Source organism: Odoribacter splanchnicus DSM 20712, assembly GCF_000190535.1.
Lineage (GTDB): Bacteria > Bacteroidota > Bacteroidia > Bacteroidales > Marinifilaceae > Odoribacter > Odoribacter splanchnicus.
On the sequence record NC_015160.1, the window covers coordinates 1370431 to 1393482 of the forward strand.

The 23052-nt window shown below is 44.3% G+C and carries 15 protein-coding genes; 6 read left to right on the top strand and 9 right to left on the bottom strand.

Going from position 1 to position 23052, the window contains the following annotated elements; all coding sequences use genetic code 11:
- Nucleotides 1–18: 18 nt before the first annotated feature.
- From ODOSP_RS05765 to ODOSP_RS18690, 6 genes are read left to right on the top strand one after another with little or no spacing between them, the layout of a single operon-like run.
- On the top strand, nt 19–3354 hold the full coding sequence (locus tag ODOSP_RS05765; RefSeq protein WP_013611440.1) for a SusC/RagA family TonB-linked outer membrane protein: 3336 nt from the start codon (nt 19–21) through the stop codon (nt 3352–3354).
- 12 nt (nt 3355–3366) lie between these two features.
- Nucleotides 3367–4797, top strand: a complete 1431-nt coding sequence (locus ODOSP_RS05770; RefSeq protein WP_013611441.1) for a RagB/SusD family nutrient uptake outer membrane protein — start codon at nt 3367–3369, stop codon at nt 4795–4797.
- Between the two features lie 12 nt (nt 4798–4809).
- On the top strand, nt 4810–5505 hold the full coding sequence (locus ODOSP_RS05775; RefSeq protein WP_013611442.1) for a DUF4843 domain-containing protein: 696 nt from the start codon (nt 4810–4812) through the stop codon (nt 5503–5505).
- Between the two features lie 30 nt (nt 5506–5535).
- The gene (locus ODOSP_RS05780; protein WP_013611443.1) at nt 5536–7065 is read left to right on the top strand and encodes a PKD-like family lipoprotein; all 1530 of its coding nucleotides are present in this window, start codon (nt 5536–5538) and stop codon (nt 7063–7065) included.
- A 13-nt stretch (nt 7066–7078) separates the two neighbouring features.
- A complete protein-coding gene (locus ODOSP_RS05785) occupies nt 7079–7783 on the top strand; it encodes a hypothetical protein (RefSeq protein WP_147348186.1) in 705 nt (234 codons plus the stop codon).
- Nucleotides 7771–8403: a TlpA family protein disulfide reductase gene (locus ODOSP_RS18690; RefSeq protein WP_049782828.1), complete on the top strand. Its 633-nt coding sequence runs from the start codon at nt 7771–7773 to the stop codon at nt 8401–8403. The genes ODOSP_RS05785 and ODOSP_RS18690 overlap by 13 nt, the downstream gene beginning before the upstream one ends.
- 137 nt (nt 8404–8540) lie before the next feature.
- Here the strand turns inward: ODOSP_RS18690 and ODOSP_RS05795 are convergent, their stop codons facing one another.
- The 9 genes from ODOSP_RS05795 to ODOSP_RS05835 all read right to left on the bottom strand — a co-directional run bounded on the left by ODOSP_RS05795 (nt 8541) and on the right by ODOSP_RS05835 (nt 23034).
- Complete coding sequence (locus tag ODOSP_RS05795) at nt 8541–9899, bottom strand: transposase (protein ID WP_013611444.1); 1359 nt, start codon at nt 9897–9899, stop codon at nt 8541–8543.
- Nucleotides 9900–10101: 202 nt separating this feature from the next.
- Nucleotides 10102–11589 (bottom strand): DUF4998 domain-containing protein, encoded by a 1488-nt coding sequence (locus ODOSP_RS05800; protein ID WP_167535986.1) that lies wholly within the window; start codon nt 11587–11589, stop codon nt 10102–10104.
- Nucleotides 11590–11604: 15 nt separating this feature from the next.
- Nucleotides 11605–12981 (bottom strand): DUF4959 domain-containing protein, encoded by a 1377-nt coding sequence (locus ODOSP_RS05805; protein ID WP_013611446.1) that lies wholly within the window; start codon nt 12979–12981, stop codon nt 11605–11607.
- Nucleotides 12982–13009: 28 nt separating this feature from the next.
- Nucleotides 13010–14956, bottom strand: a complete 1947-nt coding sequence (locus ODOSP_RS05810) for a RagB/SusD family nutrient uptake outer membrane protein (protein ID WP_049782829.1) — start codon at nt 14954–14956, stop codon at nt 13010–13012.
- A 5-nt stretch (nt 14957–14961) separates the two neighbouring features.
- On the bottom strand, nt 14962–18372 hold the full coding sequence (locus ODOSP_RS05815) for a SusC/RagA family TonB-linked outer membrane protein (protein WP_013611448.1): 3411 nt from the start codon (nt 18370–18372) through the stop codon (nt 14962–14964).
- Nucleotides 18373–18553: 181 nt separating this feature from the next.
- The gene (locus ODOSP_RS05820) at nt 18554–19759 is read right to left on the bottom strand and encodes a FecR family protein (protein WP_013611449.1); all 1206 of its coding nucleotides are present in this window, start codon (nt 19757–19759) and stop codon (nt 18554–18556) included.
- Nucleotides 19760–19838: 79 nt separating this feature from the next.
- Entirely contained in the window at nt 19839–20342 is a 504-nt protein-coding gene (locus ODOSP_RS05825; protein WP_013611450.1) for an RNA polymerase sigma factor, read from the bottom strand.
- Between the two features lie 81 nt (nt 20343–20423).
- Nucleotides 20424–21179 carry an SH3 domain-containing protein gene (locus ODOSP_RS05830; RefSeq protein WP_013611451.1) on the bottom strand — a complete coding sequence of 252 codons (756 nt, stop codon included), beginning with the start codon at nt 21177–21179 and terminating at the stop codon, nt 20424–20426.
- A gap of 16 nt (nt 21180–21195) precedes the next feature.
- The gene (locus ODOSP_RS05835) at nt 21196–23034 is read right to left on the bottom strand and encodes a BatD family protein (RefSeq protein ID WP_118107030.1); all 1839 of its coding nucleotides are present in this window, start codon (nt 23032–23034) and stop codon (nt 21196–21198) included.
- Between the last annotated feature and the right edge of the window lie 18 nt (nt 23035–23052).

The following is a 23052-nucleotide window of genomic DNA, read 5'->3' on the forward strand; positions in this document are numbered from 1 at the left end:
CGAACTAATAACAAATGTATGAAAAAAAAAGCACCTGACAGGTATTTCTTACCTGAATTCTTAAGAAAAATGTTAGCGGCAGTGTACTTGCTGTTCATTGTTTCGTTGTCTTATGCGGCGGCAGATAATGACACCAAACTGATCACATTTGCCGTGAAATCTGAAAATTTAAATGATGTTCTGATTAAATTTAAAGATCAGACCGGTGTCGATATTTTATTTAACAAACAACTTATCGGGAACCGGAAGTGTAATGATTTTGAAGTCGTAAATCAACCTGTTGAGGTGATACTGAGCAAAATCCTTGAAGGTACAGGGTTTGTTTTTTCGAAAGTGGACGGAGTGTATGTCATCAAAAAAAGTACAGAAAAAATCGTTCAACCGGTAGAGCCCCTGGCGATTTCCGGCGTAGTGACCGACACGGATGGAGCACCCTTACCCGGAGTGACCGTTTTGGTAAAAGGGACTTCTTTGGGAAGTGCAACCGATACAGAAGGGAAATTTAAATTATCACTTCCTTCACAAGAAAATGTAGTCCTGGTATTTTCGTTCGTCGGCATGCAAACCAAAGAGGTCCCTTATAAAGGCGAATCCGAAATAAAAGTGACCCTGCAAACCGACGTAACTGAAATGGAACAGGTTGTCGTTACCGGTATTTTTACCCGTAAAACAGAGAGTTATACCGGTGCTGCAACGACCATAAAGAAAGAAGAACTACAGAAAATGGGGAACCAAAATGTTTTACAATCCCTGAAAAGTTTAGACCCGGCTTTTCATATTATAGAAAACAATGATTTCGGTTCGGATCCGAACAAAGCCCCCCAAATTCAGTTGCGTGGCCAACAATCCATGCCCGATATAAAAGGGACTTATAATGGTAACCCCAATCAGCCGCTTTTCATTTTGGACGGTTTCGAAACAGATATTACAACAGTTTACGATTTGGATATGAACCGGGTAGAAACGATTGTATTACTGAAAGATGCCGCAGCCAAAGCAATATACGGAGCCAAAGCGGCCAATGGCGTAGTGGTCATCGAAACCCGTCAGCCGAAAGCCGGGAAGATGAGGATATCATACAAAGGAGATCTGAGCCTGACGATTCCCGACCTGACAGGTTATAATCTTTGTGATGCACGTGAAAAATATGAAGTAGATAAGGCACACGGCCGTTATTCAGATCCCTGGTTTTGGGAACAATATCTGAACCAGATCAAATCGGAAATAGAACGCGGCGTGGACACAGATTGGCTGGCCCAACCTTTACATACCGGTATCGGACACCGGCATTCTCTGTATTTGGATGGAGGAGACGAACATTTACGCTATGGCGTAGACTTGCTTTATAATGAAATCAAGGGGGTGATGAAAGGATCAGACCGGCAAACGTTCACGGGAGGAATTACCCTGGCTTACCGTTATAAAGACTTATTGTTCAGAAATCAGTTGAGTACCACTCTTAACCGGGCCAATGATTCTCCCTATGGTTCTTTCGACGAATATGCAAAACTGAATCCCTATTGGACACCTTATGATGAAAACGGGGATTTGAAGCAAATTGCCGGTTCTACCGGAGGAGGAGGCCTGGTTGGGGTAACCTGCGGGAATCCGCTATGGAATGCTTCTATCGGTACTAAAAATTTCAGTAAATATACCAGTATTACCAATAATTTTTATATCGAATGGCAGGCTTTGACCGCATTGAAGTTTATCGGACGTTTGGGGTTATCGAAAACCCTCAATGCAAGGGAAGACTTTTATCCGGCCTCACATACCAGATTCCTGGGATATTCGGAAGATAAATTTTTTGAAAAAGGCACATACAGTAAACTGGAGGGAGAAAGCAGCAATGTCAATATGGATATAACAGCCAATTATTCCTTATTATCAGATAAGCATCAACTTTTTCTGAACCTGAACTACAAGATGGAGCAAAGCCGTTCTGAAAAAGTTACTTTCACCATGGTCGGTTTTCCGAATGACAAGAACGGTTTTATCACTTCGGGTCTCGGATTCAACAAGAGCGATTATCCTCCTGTCGGCAATGAGTCCATCAGTCGTGAAATAGGTGTTTTGTCCGCTTTAAACTATTCGTACGACGATCGTTACCTGGCCGATTTGTCCTGGCGTGCCAGTGCGTCTTCCCGTTTCGGACAAGATAAACGGTGGGGACAGTTCTGGTCGGCAGGTATCGGATGGAATTTTCATAAAGAACATTTTATGGAGCAGGCAGAATGGCTGAAACAATTTAAACTACGTGCCTCAACCGGTTATACCGGAGCCCAGAACTTCAATCCATATCAGGCTTTAGCCATGTTCAGTTACAATCAGACCCAAGCCTACGACAACTGGATCGGTTCTCATTTAATGGCCCTGCCCAACGATGACCTGAAATGGCAGAAAACCCAGGATTACAATATCGGATTCGACCTGAATCTCTGGGGACGTCTTATGATTGTATACGATTATTATGTGCAGCAAACCAAAGATCAGTTACTGGCCTTGACTGTTCCTCCTTCTATGGGATTTACCAGCTATATGGAAAATATCGGAAGTACGGAAAATAAAGGAATGGAACTGAAGTTAAATGCCCATTTGTTGTATGATGTGGAAAACGACCGTTATTTAAGTACTTCTTTCTCTATTGCCAAAAATACGAATAAGTTGAAAAAAATATCGAATGCGTTGAGAAGCTACAACGACGAGGTCGATAACGAAATATTGGATGGAAATACCAACAGACCCCAGACCCGTTTTATCGAAGGTTCGTCTATGAATGCTATCTGGGCTGTCCGCTCCCTGGGTATCGATCCGGCTACAGGAGATGAGATTTTCCTGACAAAGGATGGAGAAACAACGACAGAATGGAAAGCCGAGGATCAGGTGGTTTGTGGCGACGCCATGCCCGAATGTTCGGGTACTTTCGGAATAAATATGGATTACCGGGGAATTTTCCTGAACATGTCTTTTTATTATCAATTCGGCGGTCAGACTTATAACCAGACTCTGGTCGACCGGGTCGAGAATGCCAATGTCGGACTGAATGTCGACAAACGAATTTACAATGCCGTTTGGAAAAAACCGGGTGACCGGGTCGATTTTTCTTATAATCCTTACAGGCTGACTAAACCCAGTTCCCGTTTTGTACAGGATTTGAACGAATTGCGTTTGTCATCTTTAAACGTGGGATATGATTTCCGGCATTGTGCATTCCTGAAAAAGAGCCGGTTGCAACAATTAAAGGCCAGTTTTTATATGGATGATGTGTTCCGGGCTTCTACAGTGAAAACAGAACGCGGGTTGACTTATCCGTTCGCCCGTACTTTCTCGTTCTCTTTACAAGCAACCTTTTAATCGATGAATACAATGATACGAATACAAAAAACAAAAAATATACTCGGCATTTTGTTCTTTTCCCTGTTGAGTGTTTCCTGTCAGGAATGGCTGGATGTCAGTCCGAGTACGGAAGTAAAATATGACGATCTGTTCAGTTATAAGAACGGTTTTAAAGATCAATTGACCGGAGTATATACCGCTTTATGTTCGGAAGAACTTTATGGTGCCCATCTCGGTTTCGGAATGTTGGACGCTTTGGGACAACAATATTACTGGAATCAGGAAGCCGGAACTTATTATTACCTGCATCGTTTTGTTTATGACAATCCGAAAAGCGAAGAAGTGATCAACAGCATCTGGAACAACATGTATAATGCGATCGCCAACGTCAATATTCTGTTACAGGGCATCGAAGACCACCGGGGAATTCTTGCAGCCGATGAAGAAAAAATCTACGAAGGGGAAGCTTATGCATTACGTGCTTTTCTGCATTTCGATCTGCTCCGTCTGTTTGGCAAAAGTTATGTGAGCGGGGCCGGTGAAAAAGCGATTCCCTATGTCAGCAAAATTTCGAAAGAAATAACTCCGTTATCTACGGTTTCTGAAGTCCTTGATTCCGTAATTACGGATTTGGAAAAAGCAGCCTTTCTATTAGAAAACGATCCTGTCAGAACCGGAGAAGCGACGACATCTTTTTTGGGAACCCGGAGTTTTCATTTCAACTATTACGCAGTCCGGGCTCTGATGGCACGTGTTTATTTGTATAAAAACGATAAGGTCAATGCCCTGAAAAATGCTACGGAAGTAATCCTTTCCCACAAATATCCGTGGGTAGAGAAAGGCCAGGTAGCGACAACGACCCGTGATAACCGTGACGGAATCTTTCTGACGGAATGTATCCTCATGCTGAACAATACGAGATTAGAAACGATAACAGAAACATACCTGAAAAAAAGCGAAAACAATACGGTGGGTAATTTACTTGTCACCCAGGCAGAAGTGAGGGACGAAATTTTTGAAAATACTTTGTACGGTGGCAGCGACTGGCGGTATATCTATTATTTCGAACCTATCGACTCTTATTATGTCAATACTAAATTATGGCAAGTCTCTTCCAGTTACAATAACCGTCAACCTTTGCTTCGTATCAGCGAAATGTATCTGATTGCTGCCGAATGTGCAGGTTCGAAAAAGGAAGCCCTTGAATATTTCAATACCTTACGCCAACACAGGGGTTTCGAGGTTACTGATGATTTGAAAGAAGAAGATACGACCGATGAAAAATTACAAACAGCTATTGGTAAAGAATACCGTAAAGAATTTATAGGAGAAGGGCAATGGTTCTTTTATTGCAAGCGTACCGACCAGGCAACACTACCTAATGTACAGGTACCTTTCAGCAAAGCTTATTATGTGCTTCCGATACCTGACCAGGAATTAGAATATGGAAATAGAAATTAATGAGAAAAGATTATGAAGAAACATTTTATATATAAATACGGTCTGCTATTATCCGTCCTGATCGCAATAGGATGTGGCAGTTGTCAAAAAGACAATTATGTGCAATATGACGCCGGATATGCCTCTTTACGTTTTATTTATGCAGCAGAGGGAAATGACAGCATAGTCTATTCTTTTGCATTGCATCCTGACAAACAAGAAGATATCGTAGAAATCCCCTTTAAACTTGTCGGACTGGCAGTTGGACAAGTCCGGGAAATCGGAGTTGAAGTAGTAAAAGAAGAAACTACAGCCCAGGAAAATGACCATTTTATAATTGAAAGAAGTGAACTTCCGGCGGATTCGATAAAAGGAATTTTAAAAGTAAAGGTTAAGAAAACCCCGGAGTTGGAGAATCATAATCTGGTAGCCACCTTCCGGCTCTGTGGCAATGAAAACTTCGCAGCGGCTCCTGTAAATGAGAATACATATAAAATTGTATTAACCAATCATCTGACAGAACCGGCAGGCTGGCCTTTCGGTGAATATAGCCGCATAAAACATCAGTTTGTCATCCAAACCCTGGGAATTGCCACCGATTATGATAAGTGGAGCACTTCAGAAAGCATTTACTACACGGGTATAATGGTAAATGCTTTATATGAATATAATAAAGCACACCCGGGAGAACCCCTGACCGATGAAAACGGTCTGGTTGTAACATTCTGAACGATATATCAACGATAAAAGAATAGCACAATGAAAAAGATCATATATTTATTTTTTTTCATTCCTCTCATGATCAATCTGGCTGCCTGCTATGATGATACGGGGAATTATGACTACACAGATTTACCCGATGTTGACATAAAAATGCAAGATACGGTATATGCAACTCAATTCAAGACGTTAGAACTTACTGCAGATGTAGATTTAAACGATGCTCCGGAAAGCGACTATGAATTCAATTGGCGGATCTGGTCCAACGAAATTGGTGGGGTCTGGGAACAAAAAGAGATAGGAAATTCCAGAAATCTGACATACGAAGTAGCCGAAATTCCAGGTTCTTATACATTGGTACTAACCGTTACCAATAAGAAAACGGAAGTGAAAACCCACAAGCAAATTTACCTGGCGGTACAGGGAAGTATTACCGAAGGCTGGATGGTTTTACAAGAAAAAGAAGGCAAAACGGATTTCGATTTAATCATGAGTCCCTATTTCTCAAACCGGGTAGAAAATGACGAAATTTTACACAATGTATACGAGACAGTCAATGGAGAAGCCCTGCCCGGACGTGGTGTTGTCATCGGCAGCTATTATTGTATCGGAAGATATCAGAATGTGATTGTGCTTACCGATAAGGGCGGGGCCCGCCTGTCGGCCATCACCATGCAAAAAACATTTGATATGTCCACCCTGGTACTTGACCTATCATCCTGGAAACCGGAAAGTTACATTTTCTGGCAATATTACTGGAGCCCGGGAAGATTTGGCTACGATGCGATCGTGTCGAACGGTCGTTTTTATGAATACAGTGCGATCAGGAGTACGGGATTTACAACTTATACCGAACCGATCCTGAAAGACGGCCTGACTTATAAAGCATCGCCTTATGCCCCTAAATGGTTTGATTATTATCAGGGTATTCTTTATGATGAAATCGGCGGACGTTTTCTGGGAATCGAGAAGAATACATGGATTTTGAAAGAATTGGCAGTGGCCACGACAACCCAGCCTTTCGATTGGGGAAATATGCATGCCAGCCTCCGTTATATGGAAACAGGATACAATAATTACGAATACGGATTATTCGAGGATTGGGATACGAAAAAAATGACATTATGCGTTTTCAATTTTGACACAAAGCCCAATATCGGTGTAGGGAAATACCCGGCAGACAATTGTCCGGAACTGGAGAAAGCGAAATATTTCGCAGTAGGTTCACTCGGTCCTGTTTTTTTATATGCTACCGACCGGGATATTTACCGGTATGATTACAATGGAACGAATACCGGTGAAAAACTTTACACTTTGGCCCAAGCTGATGAAAAAATAACGGGAATGAAAATATTCAAACCCTGTATCCATCGTTTTATTCCGAATCATCCCTATAACAATAAAGTGCTGATTCTTTCCACTTACAATGAGAGTAAGAAAGAAGGGAAAATTTATATGTACTATATCAATGAGGTGAACGGAATGATCGATATTGCTTCGGAAAAAGTATTCGAAGGTTTCGGAGAAATCCTGGATATGGAATATAATTACCCGAAATACGGTACTTAAAATGAGCAGAGGTTTGAAAATAGTTTTTGTGCTTTCCTGCTGTTTTTTGTGGGAAGCACAAGCCTTTTCCCAGGTAAGAGTCCGCTTCGACGCCACTTTCGGGCAAGAGGAAATCCGGATCGGGTTCCGGGAACAAACTTATAAAGTGAAACTAGATGAATCAGGCATAGGGAAGATAACTATTCCGGATTCACTGGTTCCCGGATATGCAGTTTTATATGGTCCGCGCAACGCTTATTCGTTTTATCTTGTACCGGGACAACAACAGGAAATTACTCGGCTGAACGGACAAGAGATTAAATTTGCCGGAGCGGCTAAAGCGATCAATATCTATCTGAACAGTCCGTTTTTGAATAACCGGGATCCGGGGTATGAAAAAGGGGAAGAAGAATTTTTGAAAGCATGGGCACTGATGCCCGGCAGATTACAATCACATCTTGATTCTTTACCTCTGCCGGCGGATTTTAAAAAATCGGAGCGTAAACGGCTTTATTATGTGGCTTGCCATTCATTATTGGATTATCCCCTTCGTCATGCCAGATTATTACGCCTGAAAAGTTATTCCCCGGGAGAAAGGTATTACCGGAAAGTATCGGAATTGCTTCAGGAGGATCCTTCAGCTCATGAATTCTGGGAATACCGCCAGTTTTTCAGGAATGGTATACAATTGCTGGGAGAAAGAAAAAAACTGAAACAGGTAAACCGTTGGATAAGTTAAAGTGTGAACTGGATTATATATGCAATCACATTAAGGATGAAGAACTGGCGGGTTATTTAGTCGACGAAAGCATGTCCGGATATATCAGGTACTTCGGATCAGAAGGAATGGAAGCGTTTTTACCCCTTTATCGGGAAAAGGTAAAGGATGAAAAACAAAAAGCAGCATTTTTCCGGTCGTATGAACAATATACCCGTTTGGAAAAAGGTAGAAAAGCACCCCATTTTTCCCTTTTGGATAAAGACGGTAACCGGAAGAATTTATCTGACTGGCTGGGCAATTACGTTTATATCGATGTCTGGGCAACCTGGTGCGGACCGTGTTGCCGCGAACTCCCGGCATTTCATAAATTAAAAGAGGAGTTCAAGGATAAGCCTATTTGTTTTGTAAGTATCTCTATCGATGCGGATGAAGCTGCCTGGCGGGCCAAGATAGAAAAGGACAGCCTGGATGGTATCCAATTGAGGGTAAACGAAGAAGATACTTTTAAAAAGGATTATAAGATTTCATGGATTCCCCGTTTTCTATTGATAGATCGGGAGGGAAAAGTACTGGATGCCAATATGACACGTCCTTCGGGATATTCAGTAAATGTCCCCACAAAATACCATGGCCAATGAAAATGATAGAGTATAATCACTTCATCTGCCATTATTATTTTCATTTTTCTGTATATTCCCATATACTCTTATCTGGTAAAACATGAAGTTCCGGAAGAAGTCTTCTGACCTCTTCTGCTTCTTCCAGTAAACTCATATCATGCAGCTTTCCCCGTTCTGTTCCTGACCTTGTCAATCATCAGTATGGCATTTGCCGTATGTATCCCGAAGAAAATCCACAGGATTTCCGTCTTCCTGTTCCGTGCCTTTATCCTTGAGAGTGAGTAATGTTGCTTTTGAGTGCCGAAGCTGCCTTCAAGCCTGGTGGCCCTTTCTTTGGAGAGTTCGCTTCTAAGCACCTTCCTCAAAGGCTCATCCCTGGCCGCCCTTCCCTTGCGTACAAAGGATGTGGATATTCCATATTTTGTACAGAACTTTCTGTTGGCATTATTGGCATATATGGAATCGGCAGCCACGCATCTTACCCTCACATTCATGAGCTTCTGCTGCATGCGGATACAGTCCTTCAGGCGTATACCTTCGTTGAAAGCCTTGAACGAGAGGTGTTCGATGAACGATATGCCGTCTATCTGTATGTTGTTGACCTTCGCACCGAACTCGACGGACCTGGTTTCCTTGCCTCTTACAATGGGACGTACATAATGACGGTCAATGCTGACGATGCGGTCCCTGACCTTCCTCCCTTCAAACATTTCCTTTTCCTGTACAAGAACCTTTCTGATGATGGAAAGACGCTTCTGGTAATCCTGGGTATACCGGAGTAAAGCACCGTACTCACTATGGATCCCATCCCTTTGACTGAGGAGCTTTTCAAGAAGCTTGATCATACGGCGCTTAAGCATTCTTGTCCTTGAAGTTCTCCTCTTTCTTTTCTTGCAGCAGGACAGATAGGATTCCGCCACATTCCTGTATTTGTTGCGCGGACGCCTTATGCCCAGATCCATGCAATGCCGGCATATATGGCTGTTGAGCCATTCGAGGCTTTCCCAAAGGAGTTTCATATCCGTAGGAAAACGCATATGGCTCTCATAGCATGTGGCATCGGTCATGCACACGTGAAGGTTTGCAAGATAAGGTTTCCAGTGTGAAGCCAGGATCTCCTGGAAGGAATCAATGTCAAGGCGGGAGGCTATCTCATTACGGATAGCACTGACTATCTTGAAGTTGGTTATGGGAAGGGACGGGGGGATCATGATTCCACAGAAAATCTGGTAGTGTATGTTCCCGTTCAGATGTTCCACCAGCTGCCTGTCAGAGAATCCGGTGTATGCCTTCAGGACCATAAGGGCGATCTTTGCACAAGGACTGAATATGTTCCTGCGGCCCAGGCGCCGCTCCGACAGGCCTGCGGCTTTTGCCATACATTCAAACGGAAACAACGAATGAAGCCTGCCAAGCTCACTCTCATGAAAACTCTTGCGGTATTTTTCCAGAATATCAAATTCTGTAAAACCCAAAGTAGGGTGAATTTCTGAAATATTTTGTATCTTAGCCATATCTTAGTTTGGGTATTTCCCCCGTTTGGGCCGTCAAACCTTGTTTTCGGGGGAATACCTAAAGATACAAAAAGCCAACTAATTCGCAATAATTTGTGTATGAATTAGTTGGCTGATTTTATAATATTTAATGAATGTCCCTATTTAAGTTTAAAGTAAACTTTTTCAGGATAATACAGTTTTTACGATATACCTTCGACGATTAATAGAGTCCTATTTCGGCCAATGTCACCTCATAAGCCTGCACATAAAGCGGCGTAGTGACCCTTACCCGTACATAGCGTGCCTGTTTCTCACCGGCAAACGGGATAATGTTGGTCTCACCCGTACTGTTTCCTATCTCCAACTCTTCCAACCAAGTGGCGTATTGCCAGCTATTCCCATCCGTAGAGACATAAATCTTGACGGTATTGGGAGCTTTGGCGCGCTTCTCTGCGTTCAGACTGCTGAAATAGGTTTGTACCAATTTTAGCCCACGGAGTGTTTTTTCAGAACCCAAGTCCAAATCGAGGTCGTAAGTGGTCGACTCCTTCATGGCATACGGTTCCCAACAGCTGTATGGGTCATTATCGGTAAGGTATTCCAAATGCGAATTGGCACCGCCTTCATCTGCGGGGTTAGATGTAAACTTCTGACCGCTTAGGTTGAGGTAATCGTATTCCGGCAGTTCCGGTTCTCCCATTTCGGTAATGAGTGAAGCCATCAAGTCTTTATAGTGCTGATTGTAACGCTCTATGGTCAACCCATTCAACTCTTTCAGCGTCTTGAGCACGAAATTACTCATTTTTACGTCATACACTTTGCTCTGGCTGCGTTCGATGTCGTCCACCATCTCTTCAAGAATGTAACGGTGCTTACCCAGAACCAATGTTTTCAGGTTGGGGAAGTTCAGCAAATCGGCGAAATTGCTGAACGAGCGGTCCAATTCCAGTGTCTCTACCGTGTTGGCCCATTCTTCCGGAATAGACTCGTATCCATATTGCCGCAGCATGTCTTGTCTGAAGTCGGCATTGTAGATTTTGTTGTGTTCCAATTCGATGGGTTGGAATACAATCTCATCGGTGCAGCCGCTGATATAGCCTTTCCGGTAAAACTCCACAGGTTTAGAGAGGTCTATCTCTTCCGGTACCATATAGTAGAGGCTGTTGACAATCTTCTTGGTCAAATCCAGCCGCCCGGTGGTTCCGTCCTTTTTGGTATAGGTCAGGTATGCCTCGTTCACATTGTCTTCCCAGCCAAGAAAGAAGAGTATCAGACGATCTTGAAAGAAAAAGTGTCTGGAAATGACACGCGTGAAAGCCTGCACCATTTCGTGGTTTTCGGTGTAAGGACGCCCGTAGTCGGTGCTTTCCAGAGAAGTGTTCCCATTTTTATCGACAGCACATATCGTCACTTCATAGCTACCGTCTTCCAAGTCCGTGATGTCGTACTCGGATGTTTCCCGGTCCACTAATTCCTCTTTCACCATAGCGTCTTTCGACCAGGTTATCCTGATGTGCCTGATGACTGGGTCCGGACTGTTCGTCCATCTTACTTGCAGACGGTTCCATCCCGGTTGAATGGTGAGGTCCGTACATTTTCCCAAGTACCGGACAGGTCCGTTACCGGCAAAATCCTCATAGGTATCTTCTAACGATTCGCAAGATACCATCACCAACATGGCGAATAATAATCCTATATATTTTTTCATGTTCATGTTCCTCCTTTAGTCTTTATCAGCGTATACTTCCAATTCGTGTAAAGTCAGATATTTCTTTATCTTGTTCGTCGTTTCGTCCCGTTCGTAGATGCTTTCCAGATTGAACGCACTGTTGAATTTGATTTTCAGGTAGCGGAACCCTTCCCTTTGTTTGGTGATATCGACGGAGAGGGCCCGATAAATCGGGTCGACAGCCTGTAATTTTTGCAGAGAGGTGCAACTATGTTTCCCGGACGTACCGCTACATGTTGCCGCATGATAGGTCCAGCGGTCTCTGTAGTCAGCATCCGGATCATCTTCGAAAGAAGCCAGCTCCTCCCATTGCAGGGCATCCCAATTGTGGCTATCCGTATTCTCCCTGCAACCATAAATGGTGACGGAGGAGGGTAGTTTGTTGGCAAAGAAGCGACTGAAGTACTGCGGTCCGATGTAAGGGGTATTGTCCGGTGCAGTTTGAGGGCAGTTGCTACCAAGGTGTCGCATGGCGTAGAAACGCAGTTCCGAAATGGGACGCAGTTTCTTCAAATCGATATACATCGGTTCCGAGTTTTCTCCCACACCGTTCTCTTTCGAGATAAAAGTGTAATAGAAATGCCTGTTTCTTTCCTCGAACCAGGTAGCACCGTTTACATCGCCGTCTTTCAGGTACTGGAGTCCGAGTTTCTCTTCCGGCACTTCCCAGGAGTTCGCATAGAAAATGTCGAACAAGGCGGGGTCAAGACGTTCGGTGTTGAAAGCCTGTATGTTCTCCCATACCCTTTCTTTCACCATATATCCCCGATAGTCCTCCACCCGTACGATAATGGTGTGGAAGGCGCTTTTCTGTTTCGGAGTATAATGTTTGACATCTGCTCCGGCACTCAGCGGGAACGATTCAATCAGGATAGTGTCCGGTTGTTGGTCGATAGGATTACTCCCCAAATAGAACACGTGGGCCATGCCTGTTGTGCCTTCCGGATTGTCGAAACTCAATGTGCAACCGTTCCATCCGGATTGGACTTCCGCATTATTGATAAAACAAATAGGCGAGGAATCCAGCGTGCCGAACTGTATGTCAATAGGCTGAGACTCTGTATAATCTTGCCTCAAGAAAGTAATTTGGGCGGGAATATTGTTAACCGACTCATTGAATCCCGTCAAAGTCAGCTTGTCGGTTGAGTTACTTCCTGTTTTCAGAATAGGATTTCCGTATACGTCCTGATAGCGTACATTGATGGCTATGATTTCCGGGTCGTCCGGCAATGTGTATTGTAACAAGGCCCCACCCATAATCGGAGTGAAATGAAATCCTTCGGCCGATATTTCTACCGTAAAGGCCTCATCGCTATCATTACAGGAGGTGAATGCCCAAACGGCCATAATCAGATAAATCAATTTCTTCATAGGTTCTATATTTTTTAATCTATACTAATTACCAATCGGGATTCTGCACACATCCCGAAATCATTACTTCTTCACTTCCGATGGGGAAGAGATAATCGCGCGGAGCGGTAAAGCTGCGTTTCTTCCATACCACAATCGGCTTGGTATAATTGTTGAAGAAACGTTCCTCCGTGTCACCCAAGATATTCCAGCCGTACAGAGGAGTGTTCAGCTCTTCGTGGGCTGTCATCCAGCGACGCAGATTATAGAAACGGCGTCCCTCAAACGCAAACTCGATGTTCCATTCCTGACGGATGATTTCACGCATACCGGCTTGCGTCGTTACTTTCTGGGGATTTCGCGCATAATTATTCCAAGCGTCACGCACTTTGTCGATGCCGGCGCGGACACGTACCCGGTCCAATGGAGCATACACCCGGTCGTCCGGTTTATCCAAATATTCGTTCCAAGCTTCGGCTGAGGCCAACAACAAGTCCGGCAAACGAAGCAGAATATCGCCCGACTCGGAAGTACTATTGGAGTAGTAGTCTTTGAACGCCACATCCGCATTGTCGAACTTCTTGATATAGTAACCGGTAAGGTTCTGCGGAGTCTGGATATCGTAATTTTTGGAGGAAGTTCCCATCCGTTGTCCTTGCAGACAATTGCAGTAGAGGGGTTCGTTACCGCCACCTACAGTTTTCTTATACCAGTAGGTGCCATGGGCCGCGATATCTGCATAAAATCGGGGTTCGCGACGCAGATGCAGGCTCAGAACCTCTTCGTTCAACGGGACGACATTCCGGTAGCGTTCATCATTTTCCCTGCTCTTTTCGTAGCGGGAGGCAACCCATTGCTTGTCTTCCGAGAGAGGAAGACCGTGTTCGGTATAGAACATTTCCACCATCTTCATGGAGGCGCCAAAACCACCTATCCGAAACTGATCGTAATAGTCCTGATCTTCTTCAGGAACGCGGAAATGATAGAATACAGGCGGTGTGAATCTCTGGTGACGCACACAGAGCAGCGCTTCCTTATTGGCATAGTCATAGTCGAGGCACGACTGTTGAATATTCCGGATGGTATTCAGCATAGAAGTAGGCCATACAGTACTGCCCTGTACGAGTTCCTTACCTCCTTCTTCAGCTATTTTCAACGCTTCATCGGCAGCTTCGGCAGCGGTTTTCCATTTATTTCGGTCATATTCGGGGAATAGTCGTTCGCCCTGCTTATTCTTCATATCTGCCATCATTTTATTCCCGTTAAACAACGGTGAGGCGGCATAGAGCAAAGCCATGGCTTTCAGAGCCGCAGCTCCCTCTTTGGAGAAGTAGGCGTAGTGGTTTTGTTCTTGTTCCCTGTAATAAGGAAGTTTGGGAATGGCCAAATCGCATAGGTCGACAATAGCTTTCACCACCTCATCGATGGGACGGCGGGGTTGTTGCATCACTTCGATAGATGCGGCGGCATCAATGTTCTCGGGCACCAGAATGATGGGGCCGTAGCGGCGCATCAGTTCGAAATAATACTGTGCTTTCAACGCTTGTATTTCGGCTTTCCACAAATCTTTTTCTTTCTGTTGCATGTTATACACCCCGTCGATATGGTCAAGAAACAGGTTGCAATAACGTATACCTCCGTAAAATTTGGTGCTTTTCCACACATTGCCATAAGGAGACTGAGCCATTTGCAGGCCGTCGGCAATCATGATACCTGGCATGACAGTGGGGTTATTCAAACGTATATAATCGTCGGCCACCACTTCATCGGTACCCCAATAGGCCGGACAAGTCATGATGTCCGAAATATCCATGGTAATCATTGAATAACAGGTCTTGAACCAACTGTAAGCGCCTTCACGCTTTTCAAAAGTGGTTTCGATGGTCTCTATGTCATTGTCGGGCACTACATCCAAGTAGTTGGAGCAACCACTAATGACAGAGAATAAAAGAACCGAAACACCGGATAATATAATATGCTGTATTTTCATCATCATACGTTTTAGAAACTAATATTGAATCCTAAAGAATAAGTTCTTTGAATAGGATAATTGAATCCGTTCTCTCCCAACTCAACATCCCACAGTTTGAAATTGGTGAAACAAAAAGGGTTGTTGGTGCTGACAAAGAACTTCATATTTTGCATTCTCCATTTATTCAACAACTTTCGCGGCATGTTGTAAGCCAACTGGATGGAGGTGCAACGCAAGAAACTGCATTCACGCATAAAATAAGTACTTTTGCGGGTTTCAGCTCCGGCGTACCAGTTCTCTTGCGGATTGTGTGCCGTGATATTCTGCGGAGAAAGACGGGGCCAAAACGGACGGGTGGCCATGTTATCCTCTGACCAGTGATCGTTATAGATAGCCGTCAGCATGGCATGATTGCCAACAAAGGGCGAGATGGCGCTGGGATTGACAAAAAACGTGCGCTTGCCGGAGCCTTGGAAAGAGAAACTGAATTCGAATCTCTTGTAATTAATGAATCCGCTAAAGCCATATATCAATCTTGGCGTTTCCGGATAGCCGATATAGGTGGCATCGGCCACTGTAATGCTTCCATCACCATTCAAGTCGCGATACTTGATATCGCCGGGCATCACATCACCGTCCTGGCGGGGCGAGTTGGCGATTTCGGCTTCGTCGCGGAACAGTCCCTCGGCAATGTAGCCAATCGCCTGACTGATTTCTTTGCCTTTCATGCGTTGCCAGGATGGTTTGTTGGTAGCCTCCTCTATTTCTTCATACTTCACCTTATTATAAGTAAGTGTTCCGTTCAGAATCACCCAAAAGTCATTGCTGAACTGATGTTGTATTTTAGCAGAGAGGTCAATGCCTCGCGAGCGGGTTTTACCGATATTGTCCAACGGTGCCACCTCTATACCCACATTGGCCGGGATGACATAACGTTTGGAGAGGATGTTATGACGGAATTCCTGATAAATGTCAGCCTGTATCTCCAACAGTCCTTTGAACAGCTTAGTCTCAACACCTAAATTGGCCTGTTCGGCAATTTCCCACTGGATATCCTCATCACCGTAAAAGTTGATGATTCTACGGTTGAAACCGCCTGTTCTGTAGGCTTCCACATCTTTGGTCGTTCCCGAACTTGTAGATCCGATGTCCTGCAAATACACATAGCGCGGCGTAGAAATAATGCCGTCATTACCTACTTTTCCCCAAGAAAAACGGAACTTCAGAAATGAAAGCCAGTCGGAAGTACGCTGCATCCACTTCTCGTTCGATGCAACCCAAGCGGCACCGAATGCCGGAAAGACTCCCATTCGGTTGCCTTTGGCAAAACGTTCGGAACCATTGTATCCTACACTTACCTCACCGAAATAGCGGTCTTTGTATCCATAAGAGCCCCTTACGGAATAGGTCAGGTTACGCTGTGGCATGCCGTTCAGCACAGACTGGATCGGGGTGAAAGTACGTTCGTATGCCTGGACTACACCGGTGAGAGAGGTTTGATGGTTACCCCATGCGGCAGTGTGATAAAGACGCCCCTCATACGTTACACGCGTGTCGGTAGTGTTGCCTCCTCTTCCGGCTCGCAGAGTCTTGGAAGCCAAAGCATTATCTTTTCCGGCTAGGGTATGTTCTCCCGTTTCAAAATCGTAGCTTTTTAGATAATATTTGTATGGAGTGGTTGTAAAGGTGTTATCATAGTAACCCGATTGAACATAAGAAACGCTCAGCCGTGCCTCCAAACCTCTTACTAAAGAACTGAGATTATGAATATATTCCGCTTTGTTGGTAGTGGAATAGCGTGTCCGTTCCTTGTATCCTTTTTGGTTTTCCATATAAGGGTTGGCCGCTCCGTCCGAAGTCGTACCAAAACGGATATGAGGCCAGTTATAGGTCGCGTCCGCCGGATATATCGGAGCGAAATCGACAGGCGATGCGTTAAATGCGTATTGATAAGCCGAAGTCTGGTTATTGTCCGGTCCATGATACTTGTCGATGTTGGTGGACGAGTTGATGACCAAACGGATACCAGAAGTCAGGTTGATGTTCAGATTCGTACGGAAACCCACCTGATGATTACTGATATTGCAGTCGTAATCATTCAGCTTATCCGATTTCAACATCCCCTGATCGTAGTTGTAATTTACCGACGCATAGTATTGAATCACTTTGGAACCGCCACGGATGGTTACACCTGCCCGATGGTTAATGCTCTGGTCTTTGAATAAAAGTTTGTACCAGTCGTTTGTGGGATACACCCAAGACGGGTATCTACCGGAAGCGGTACGGTTGATGTACTCGACACTATATTTGGGTACTCCTGCATTGGAACGTCCCATAATGGCCTGGTTGTACATTTTCATGTATGTAATAGGGTCTACCACATCGATTTCTTTTGTCGGGCGGCTTACTACCACTTCATATCGGGCTGTGGTATACACACTGCCTTCTTCTCCTTTTTTAGTGGTCACCAGAATCACTCCATTTGCACCACGCGCACCGTACATGGCGGTAGCGGACGCGTCTTTCAGTACGCTGAACGATTCGATGTCTTCTACGACCAAGCGGGAGAGTTCCAGTTTGGAGGATTCTACTCCGTCAATCAAGATTAGTGGATCGGAATTGGCGCTGGATTGGAAAGAGGTGATACCCCGTATGTAGAATTTGGTATTCATTTCGTCTTCGGTGAGCGCTCCGGGAAGCCCGCCTGTTTGCCAGGCAATCATACCGGGAATCTTTCCGGCGAAACTGGTGGTAAGATCGGAACTGGCACTTTTCAAATCACCCGGGCGGACAGTAGTGATGGACGAGACAACGCTCTCTTTTTTCTGCTCTCCGAAAGCGACTACTGTTACTTCTTGCAAGTTTTTGCTTTCTGGTTCCATCTCCACTTTGATGTAATCCCTACCTTTTATAGGAATCTGATCGGTTTTGTAGCCGATAAAGGTGAAATTGAGCACATCATTGGGTTGTACTTTCAGACTGAACTCTCCATCGAGGTCAGACACAGTTCCCGTATGGGTGCCGTGGATAATGACGTTCGCACCCGGTAGCGGCAGACCGTTTTCATCCACCACCTTTCCTTTCAGTCTAATGGGTTCTTTTGTGGCAGAGTCCGATTTGTCTTTTCCTTTTGCAGTGACAGTGATAAACTGACGATCGATGGTGTAGGTCAGCGGATAGCTGCCTATGATTTGTTTTAGGGCTTCATGAATGTCCTTGGTGCGGACAGTTCCCTGAAACTCATATTGGTTCACCTCTTCTGTGATGAACATGATTTTAAAATTTGAAGCCTTCTCCAAAAGCTTAAACACTTGGGAGAGTTTTTCTCTCTTCTCAATTTCCAATACAATCTCTTTCTGATTGCTTTGCGCGACGATTATGCTGGGAAAAAGCAATGCAGTGAGTTGTATCAGAACAAAGACACCTAAAAGTTTTTTCATAATTAGTATTAATAAAGGTTTTCAATTATATATCGTAATATCCCGTTTTTAAGGTACCCCTTATTAAAGTGTTTTTTAATAAAGATTAAAAAAATATCTCTTTTTCCTGTCTCTGACACTGCTGTTTCAGGGAGCAAGGAAAAAGAGATTGCTTTTGTTTAGAGACAAGCCTTTCGGTGTCTTACCGAAGATATACCGTATTTCCGCTAATGGAAACCTTGATTTTCTTCATGTGATTCAATAATGTAACGGCCCGTTCCAAGGTTTCGTTACGGACACAGAAGTAGCGGATTTTTAAATCCATCAGTTCTTTGTTCTCAAAAATAACGTTGATATTATACCAGCGTCCCAATTCTTTCATAACGGCAGAAAGTGGCGTATTGTCGAAGTAGAAATAGCCTTCTTTCCAATAGATAAACGGATCCAAGTCGACATTTTTTATAACCCATTTACTGTTTTCTGTCCAAGTGGCCTCTTCACCGGGATTCAAGCAGACGGCCCCGTCCTCAGATTCATGACAAACTTCTACTTTTCCATTGATAAGGGTTACATGGACTTCACCATGCACATAATGACGTACATTAAGTTCCGTGCCTAATACCCTGGCTTGCAGTCCGTCGGTTTGCACGACGAACGGGTGACTGTGGTCTTTGGTTACCTGAAAGTATGCTTCACCACTTAGCTGCACAATCCGTTCGTTACCTGTGAAGCGTGACGGATAAGTCAAACGGCTTTCGGCATTCATCCATACGTTGGTTCCATCGGGCAGCACCAGTTTGAAGTTTTGTCCCCGAGGAACAGAAAGTACATGCATTTCTATCTTTTCCTTTATGGCAATTTGAGTGTTTACCGGGACATCATGATAAGTAAGTTCGGCGGAATCGGCCTTATCCAGGGAAGTGCTGATGGCATGCAACTCTTCTTTAAGGGGCACTTTAGTAAGAGCGATATGTTTGCCCGTACTGGTCTGAAGTGTCACTTGCTGCTGACTCTCGGTCGCTTGAAATACCATATAGGGATTTTCATGGACAGGATAGCCCCTATACCATGTATAAAGAAAAACAATCAGAAACGAAGCCGCCACGCCCGTCGTGATTCCCCATAGAAAACGGTGATTCGCCGTGAGACGTGAAGGAGCCGTCTTTTTGGAGGAAGCTGCATTTTTCTGCCGTGCGTGAAACCGTTCCCATTCAGCTTCGGAATTGGGAGCACATTTCTCGAACCTACGTGCCACAGCGTTTTTGCAACGCAATAGTTCTTTGCATACATCGAGTGCTTCAGGGTCGTTGCTCCACTGTTCCAACTCTTCCTCGGATAGATAATGTCCTTCTTCGCATAACTCGACTATCTTTTCCCATTTATCTTCTTGCCTGTTCCGTTCGTTCATTACTGTTCTCTTTTTAATGTAAAAACATAAAGGTATGGTATCTGTTCCCCCCTTATTTCATTTTTTAGCATTTTTAAGATTACGGCTCTTTGAGGCGTGTTCTAAAAGCCTTCAGAGCACCCACAATATGCTTCTTCACAGCACTGGCGCTGATATGAAGTTCCTCGGCCGCTTCGTTATATGTTTTTTTCTGAAAATAACACAATTCCAATATTCGTGCGGTTTGTGGCGTGAACTCCGACAGCATGTGGTACATGATTTCGATTTGCCGTTCAGTCTCATCGTCGGTTTCCTCCTCTTCCTCATTGCCGAACATGTGCAGATAGAAATCGGCATAACGCCCTTTAGCCGTCTCGTGGCGGATGTAATCCACACATTTGTTGCGTACGAGCGAATACATGTACTTGCTCCAGTTGAGTTCCCGTTCTTTATTTCCGGACAAGATAACGCTCCATATCGATTCGAATGAGTCGGACACGATGTCGCGGCATATTTCTCTTTCACCGATCATCTGATAGGCGAAAAAGTAAAAGCGGGAATAATTCTCTTTAAAGAACAACTCAAAGTCTCTATATATACTCAACGTTCGTGTATTTTAATAGTAATAGGATGTCCGCTAACCGGATATGTCTGCAAAAATAAAATAATTATTGATTTTTCCCGGTCAGATCTTTTCCAGATCTCCTTTTGCTACCCATCCTTCATTGCCGTCTGCCATCCGGATATTGTACCAATCCCCCAATTGGCCTACGACACGGACTTTCAGCCCTTCGTGAATCAAAAACAGGCTCGTACCGCTATTATCCGGCGCACCTTTTACCGTCACACTCGGAGTTGTAATAATCGCATACTCTCTGTCGGTGACTTTCTTATCCTGCTGCATAGCAAAAAACATCGTCCCGACAGTCAGGAAAAAGGCTATAATCCCCACGACAAAACCAGTCTTTTTGATACCGACCGAAGGAGAATAGAAAAATAAAGCTGCCATTACCAAAAAGAGGATAAAGAGAGTAACCGAGATATATCCCCACTGATCGGCGGAAAAATAACCGACAAACCCTTTGTACCACCTCACCAGAAACAATTCGGGCAACACTTCGATTTTGTCTACGATAGCTTGCTGGGCCATTTTCAGGTTGTAGCGGGCAGAAGCATCCGAGGGGTCTAATAATAAGGCCCGTTCATAATTCAATATGGCCTGCGTATTCTCTCCCAGTTTATAATAACAATTACCCAGATTATAATATAAGATAGCCGATTCCATGCCACCGGCCCTCAATTTCCGGTATATTTCAGCTGCTTCATTGTATTTTCCCTCCCGGTAAAATTCCTCTGCCTGTTTCTCCGATTGCGGATCAATAGCGGCTAAGGCACACAAACTTATCAGTAAAACCGGCAATATCAACAATATCTTTTTCATAGTTTCTAATCTTTAATCACCGGATGGCTTTATCCAGCTTTGTAATCACATCAATACTATCTGTATATACTTTCCCCATTTCCTGATCGGAATTACTTCCGGGAGCATAACGGGCATATTCACAAGTATCCAATACAGCGATAAATTCCTTGATTCTGTCTTCCTCTACTCCTTTCGACTGGAGAATTTCACTGATATTATCCCGGTTCAGTTCGGCACGGTCGATATTCAGTTTATAACTCATATATCCCCAAAGGGCTTTCAATACTTCATCGTAGAATTGCTCTGCATTGTGATTTTTCATCGCGCTGGCAGCCACTTTGAGGCGTTTGCGGGCCATCTTGTTGGCCGCTTTATTCTTCACCCGGACTATATCGGCATTCGCTTTGATTCTCCGGCGGTTCAAGACTGCACCGACAACGAACAATACGAACGGAATCAATAAAGCCAACCAGTATAAGGTAGTTCCGAAGAAACGTACCCCGGCAGCCTTCAGATTCAATCCCTCCGTTTTCAGGTAACGGATATCTTCACCCACTTTACGGACATCTTCTTTCTTGAACGACTTTACCTGATTACCGGTCGAAGTTTCCACCTGCCCTTTATCGGCTCCTTTTCTGACATGGATATTGTATTCAGCCCCCGCAATGGTCTTGTAAGTGTTCGATTGTGAATCGAAATAAGAAAACCGAATGGCCGGAATCTTATAGTCTCCGGAATAACGGGGGATGATCAGGTATTCAAAAGAAACACTACCCGCCATGCCATTTTCCGTAATATTCAGATCTCTGGATTCTTTCGGATCATACACTTCGAAATCCAGGGGGAAATTAATCGTCGGTGCTTTTAATAACTTCAGGTTGCCCGTTCCGCGGAAAGTCACTTTATAAGTGATCGCATCATTGGCATTCACCGTATCCGCCGAAAGGGAGGTGGCCATCGTTACATTCCCTACCGTTCCGCCAAAACCGGCAGGTTTCCCAAGCTGAGGAAGTTCTTTCACCTGAATAGTGACCGGTTTACTTCTCCGCATCGCCCGGACATCTTTGTAATTACCGAAAAACTCGTCGAAGAAACTACGGCCTCCGTTAGCTAAACGCTGACGGACAATACATTCCAACTCGAAAGGCTCGATCGTAATCTCTCCGGTATGTTGCGGATACAACAATACTTTCCGGATAGTTCCGACATTGTAAATCTGCCCGTCCACCGCTTCCCGAACCAATTCGATACGTTGCGGCGTGGGTACTTCTTCGGCCAGAAATCCGTTGAAATCCGGAAATTTAGTTCTGCCCAGATTGACCAGATCGACCTTTGTATACACTTTAATCGTAGCCATCAGACTTTCTCCCATATACAGGCTACGCCGACTGACCTCGACTTTAACGAACAGGTTATTGTCATTGACCGTAGCATTGGCATCCGGCTGCACCGGCCGGTTTGTCGCCGCCTGATTACCGTTTGAATTACGACTACCTTCGACGACCTCTATTTTCAGAGCATTGGATGTATATTCTTTTCCATCGATAATCACTGTCGCTCCGGGAATCTGAAAAGTACCTTTTTTAGTTCCTTCCAAAATATAGGTATAGGAGAAAGTGACATTCTGCGTCATTTTCCCATTGATATTCGATGAATAAAAAGATTGTCCTACGGAAGGTCCCATCAGCAGGTCGAATCCTTCCAGGGTAGGCACTTTAAGATTGTCCCCTTCTTTATTCAGGGTATATTCCAACTTAAACTGCTCACCGACGGCAACTACAGAAGGAGCAGAAGCCTTGAATTCTACATTTTGGGCGTAAGCCAGTGAAGTGAAAAATAACAATATGATTAATCCGATTTGTCTCATTGCCATATTTATTTAAGCCGCAAA

Bases quoted from the DNA above. Each gene is read 5' to 3' on its own strand.
- ODOSP_RS05800 (WP_167535986.1), bottom strand. From the start codon at position 11,589: ATGAAAAAATATATAGGATTATTATTCGCCATGTTGGTGATGGTATCT.
- ODOSP_RS05775 (WP_013611442.1), top strand. From the start codon at position 4,810: ATGAAGAAACATTTTATATATAAATACGGTCTGCTATTATCCGTCCTG.
- ODOSP_RS05820 (WP_013611449.1), bottom strand. From the start codon at position 19,759: ATGAACGAACGGAACAGGCAAGAAGATAAATGGGAAAAGATAGTCGAG.
- ODOSP_RS05805 (WP_013611446.1), bottom strand. From the start codon at position 12,981: ATGAAGAAATTGATTTATCTGATTATGGCCGTTTGGGCATTCACCTCC.
- ODOSP_RS05815 (WP_013611448.1), bottom strand. From the start codon at position 18,372: ATGAAAAAACTTTTAGGTGTCTTTGTTCTGATACAACTCACTGCATTG.
- ODOSP_RS05765 (WP_013611440.1), top strand. From the start codon at position 19: ATGAAAAAAAAAGCACCTGACAGGTATTTCTTACCTGAATTCTTAAGA.
- ODOSP_RS05835 (WP_118107030.1), bottom strand. From the start codon at position 23,034: ATGGCAATGAGACAAATCGGATTAATCATATTGTTATTTTTCACTTCA.
- ODOSP_RS05780 (WP_013611443.1), top strand. From the start codon at position 5,536: ATGAAAAAGATCATATATTTATTTTTTTTCATTCCTCTCATGATCAAT.
- ODOSP_RS05795 (WP_013611444.1), bottom strand. From the start codon at position 9,899: ATGGCTAAGATACAAAATATTTCAGAAATTCACCCTACTTTGGGTTTT.
- ODOSP_RS05810 (WP_049782829.1), bottom strand. From the start codon at position 14,956: ATGATGATGAAAATACAGCATATTATATTATCCGGTGTTTCGGTTCTT.
- ODOSP_RS05770 (WP_013611441.1), top strand. From the start codon at position 3,367: ATGATACGAATACAAAAAACAAAAAATATACTCGGCATTTTGTTCTTT.
- ODOSP_RS05830 (WP_013611451.1), bottom strand. From the start codon at position 21,179: ATGAAAAAGATATTGTTGATATTGCCGGTTTTACTGATAAGTTTGTGT.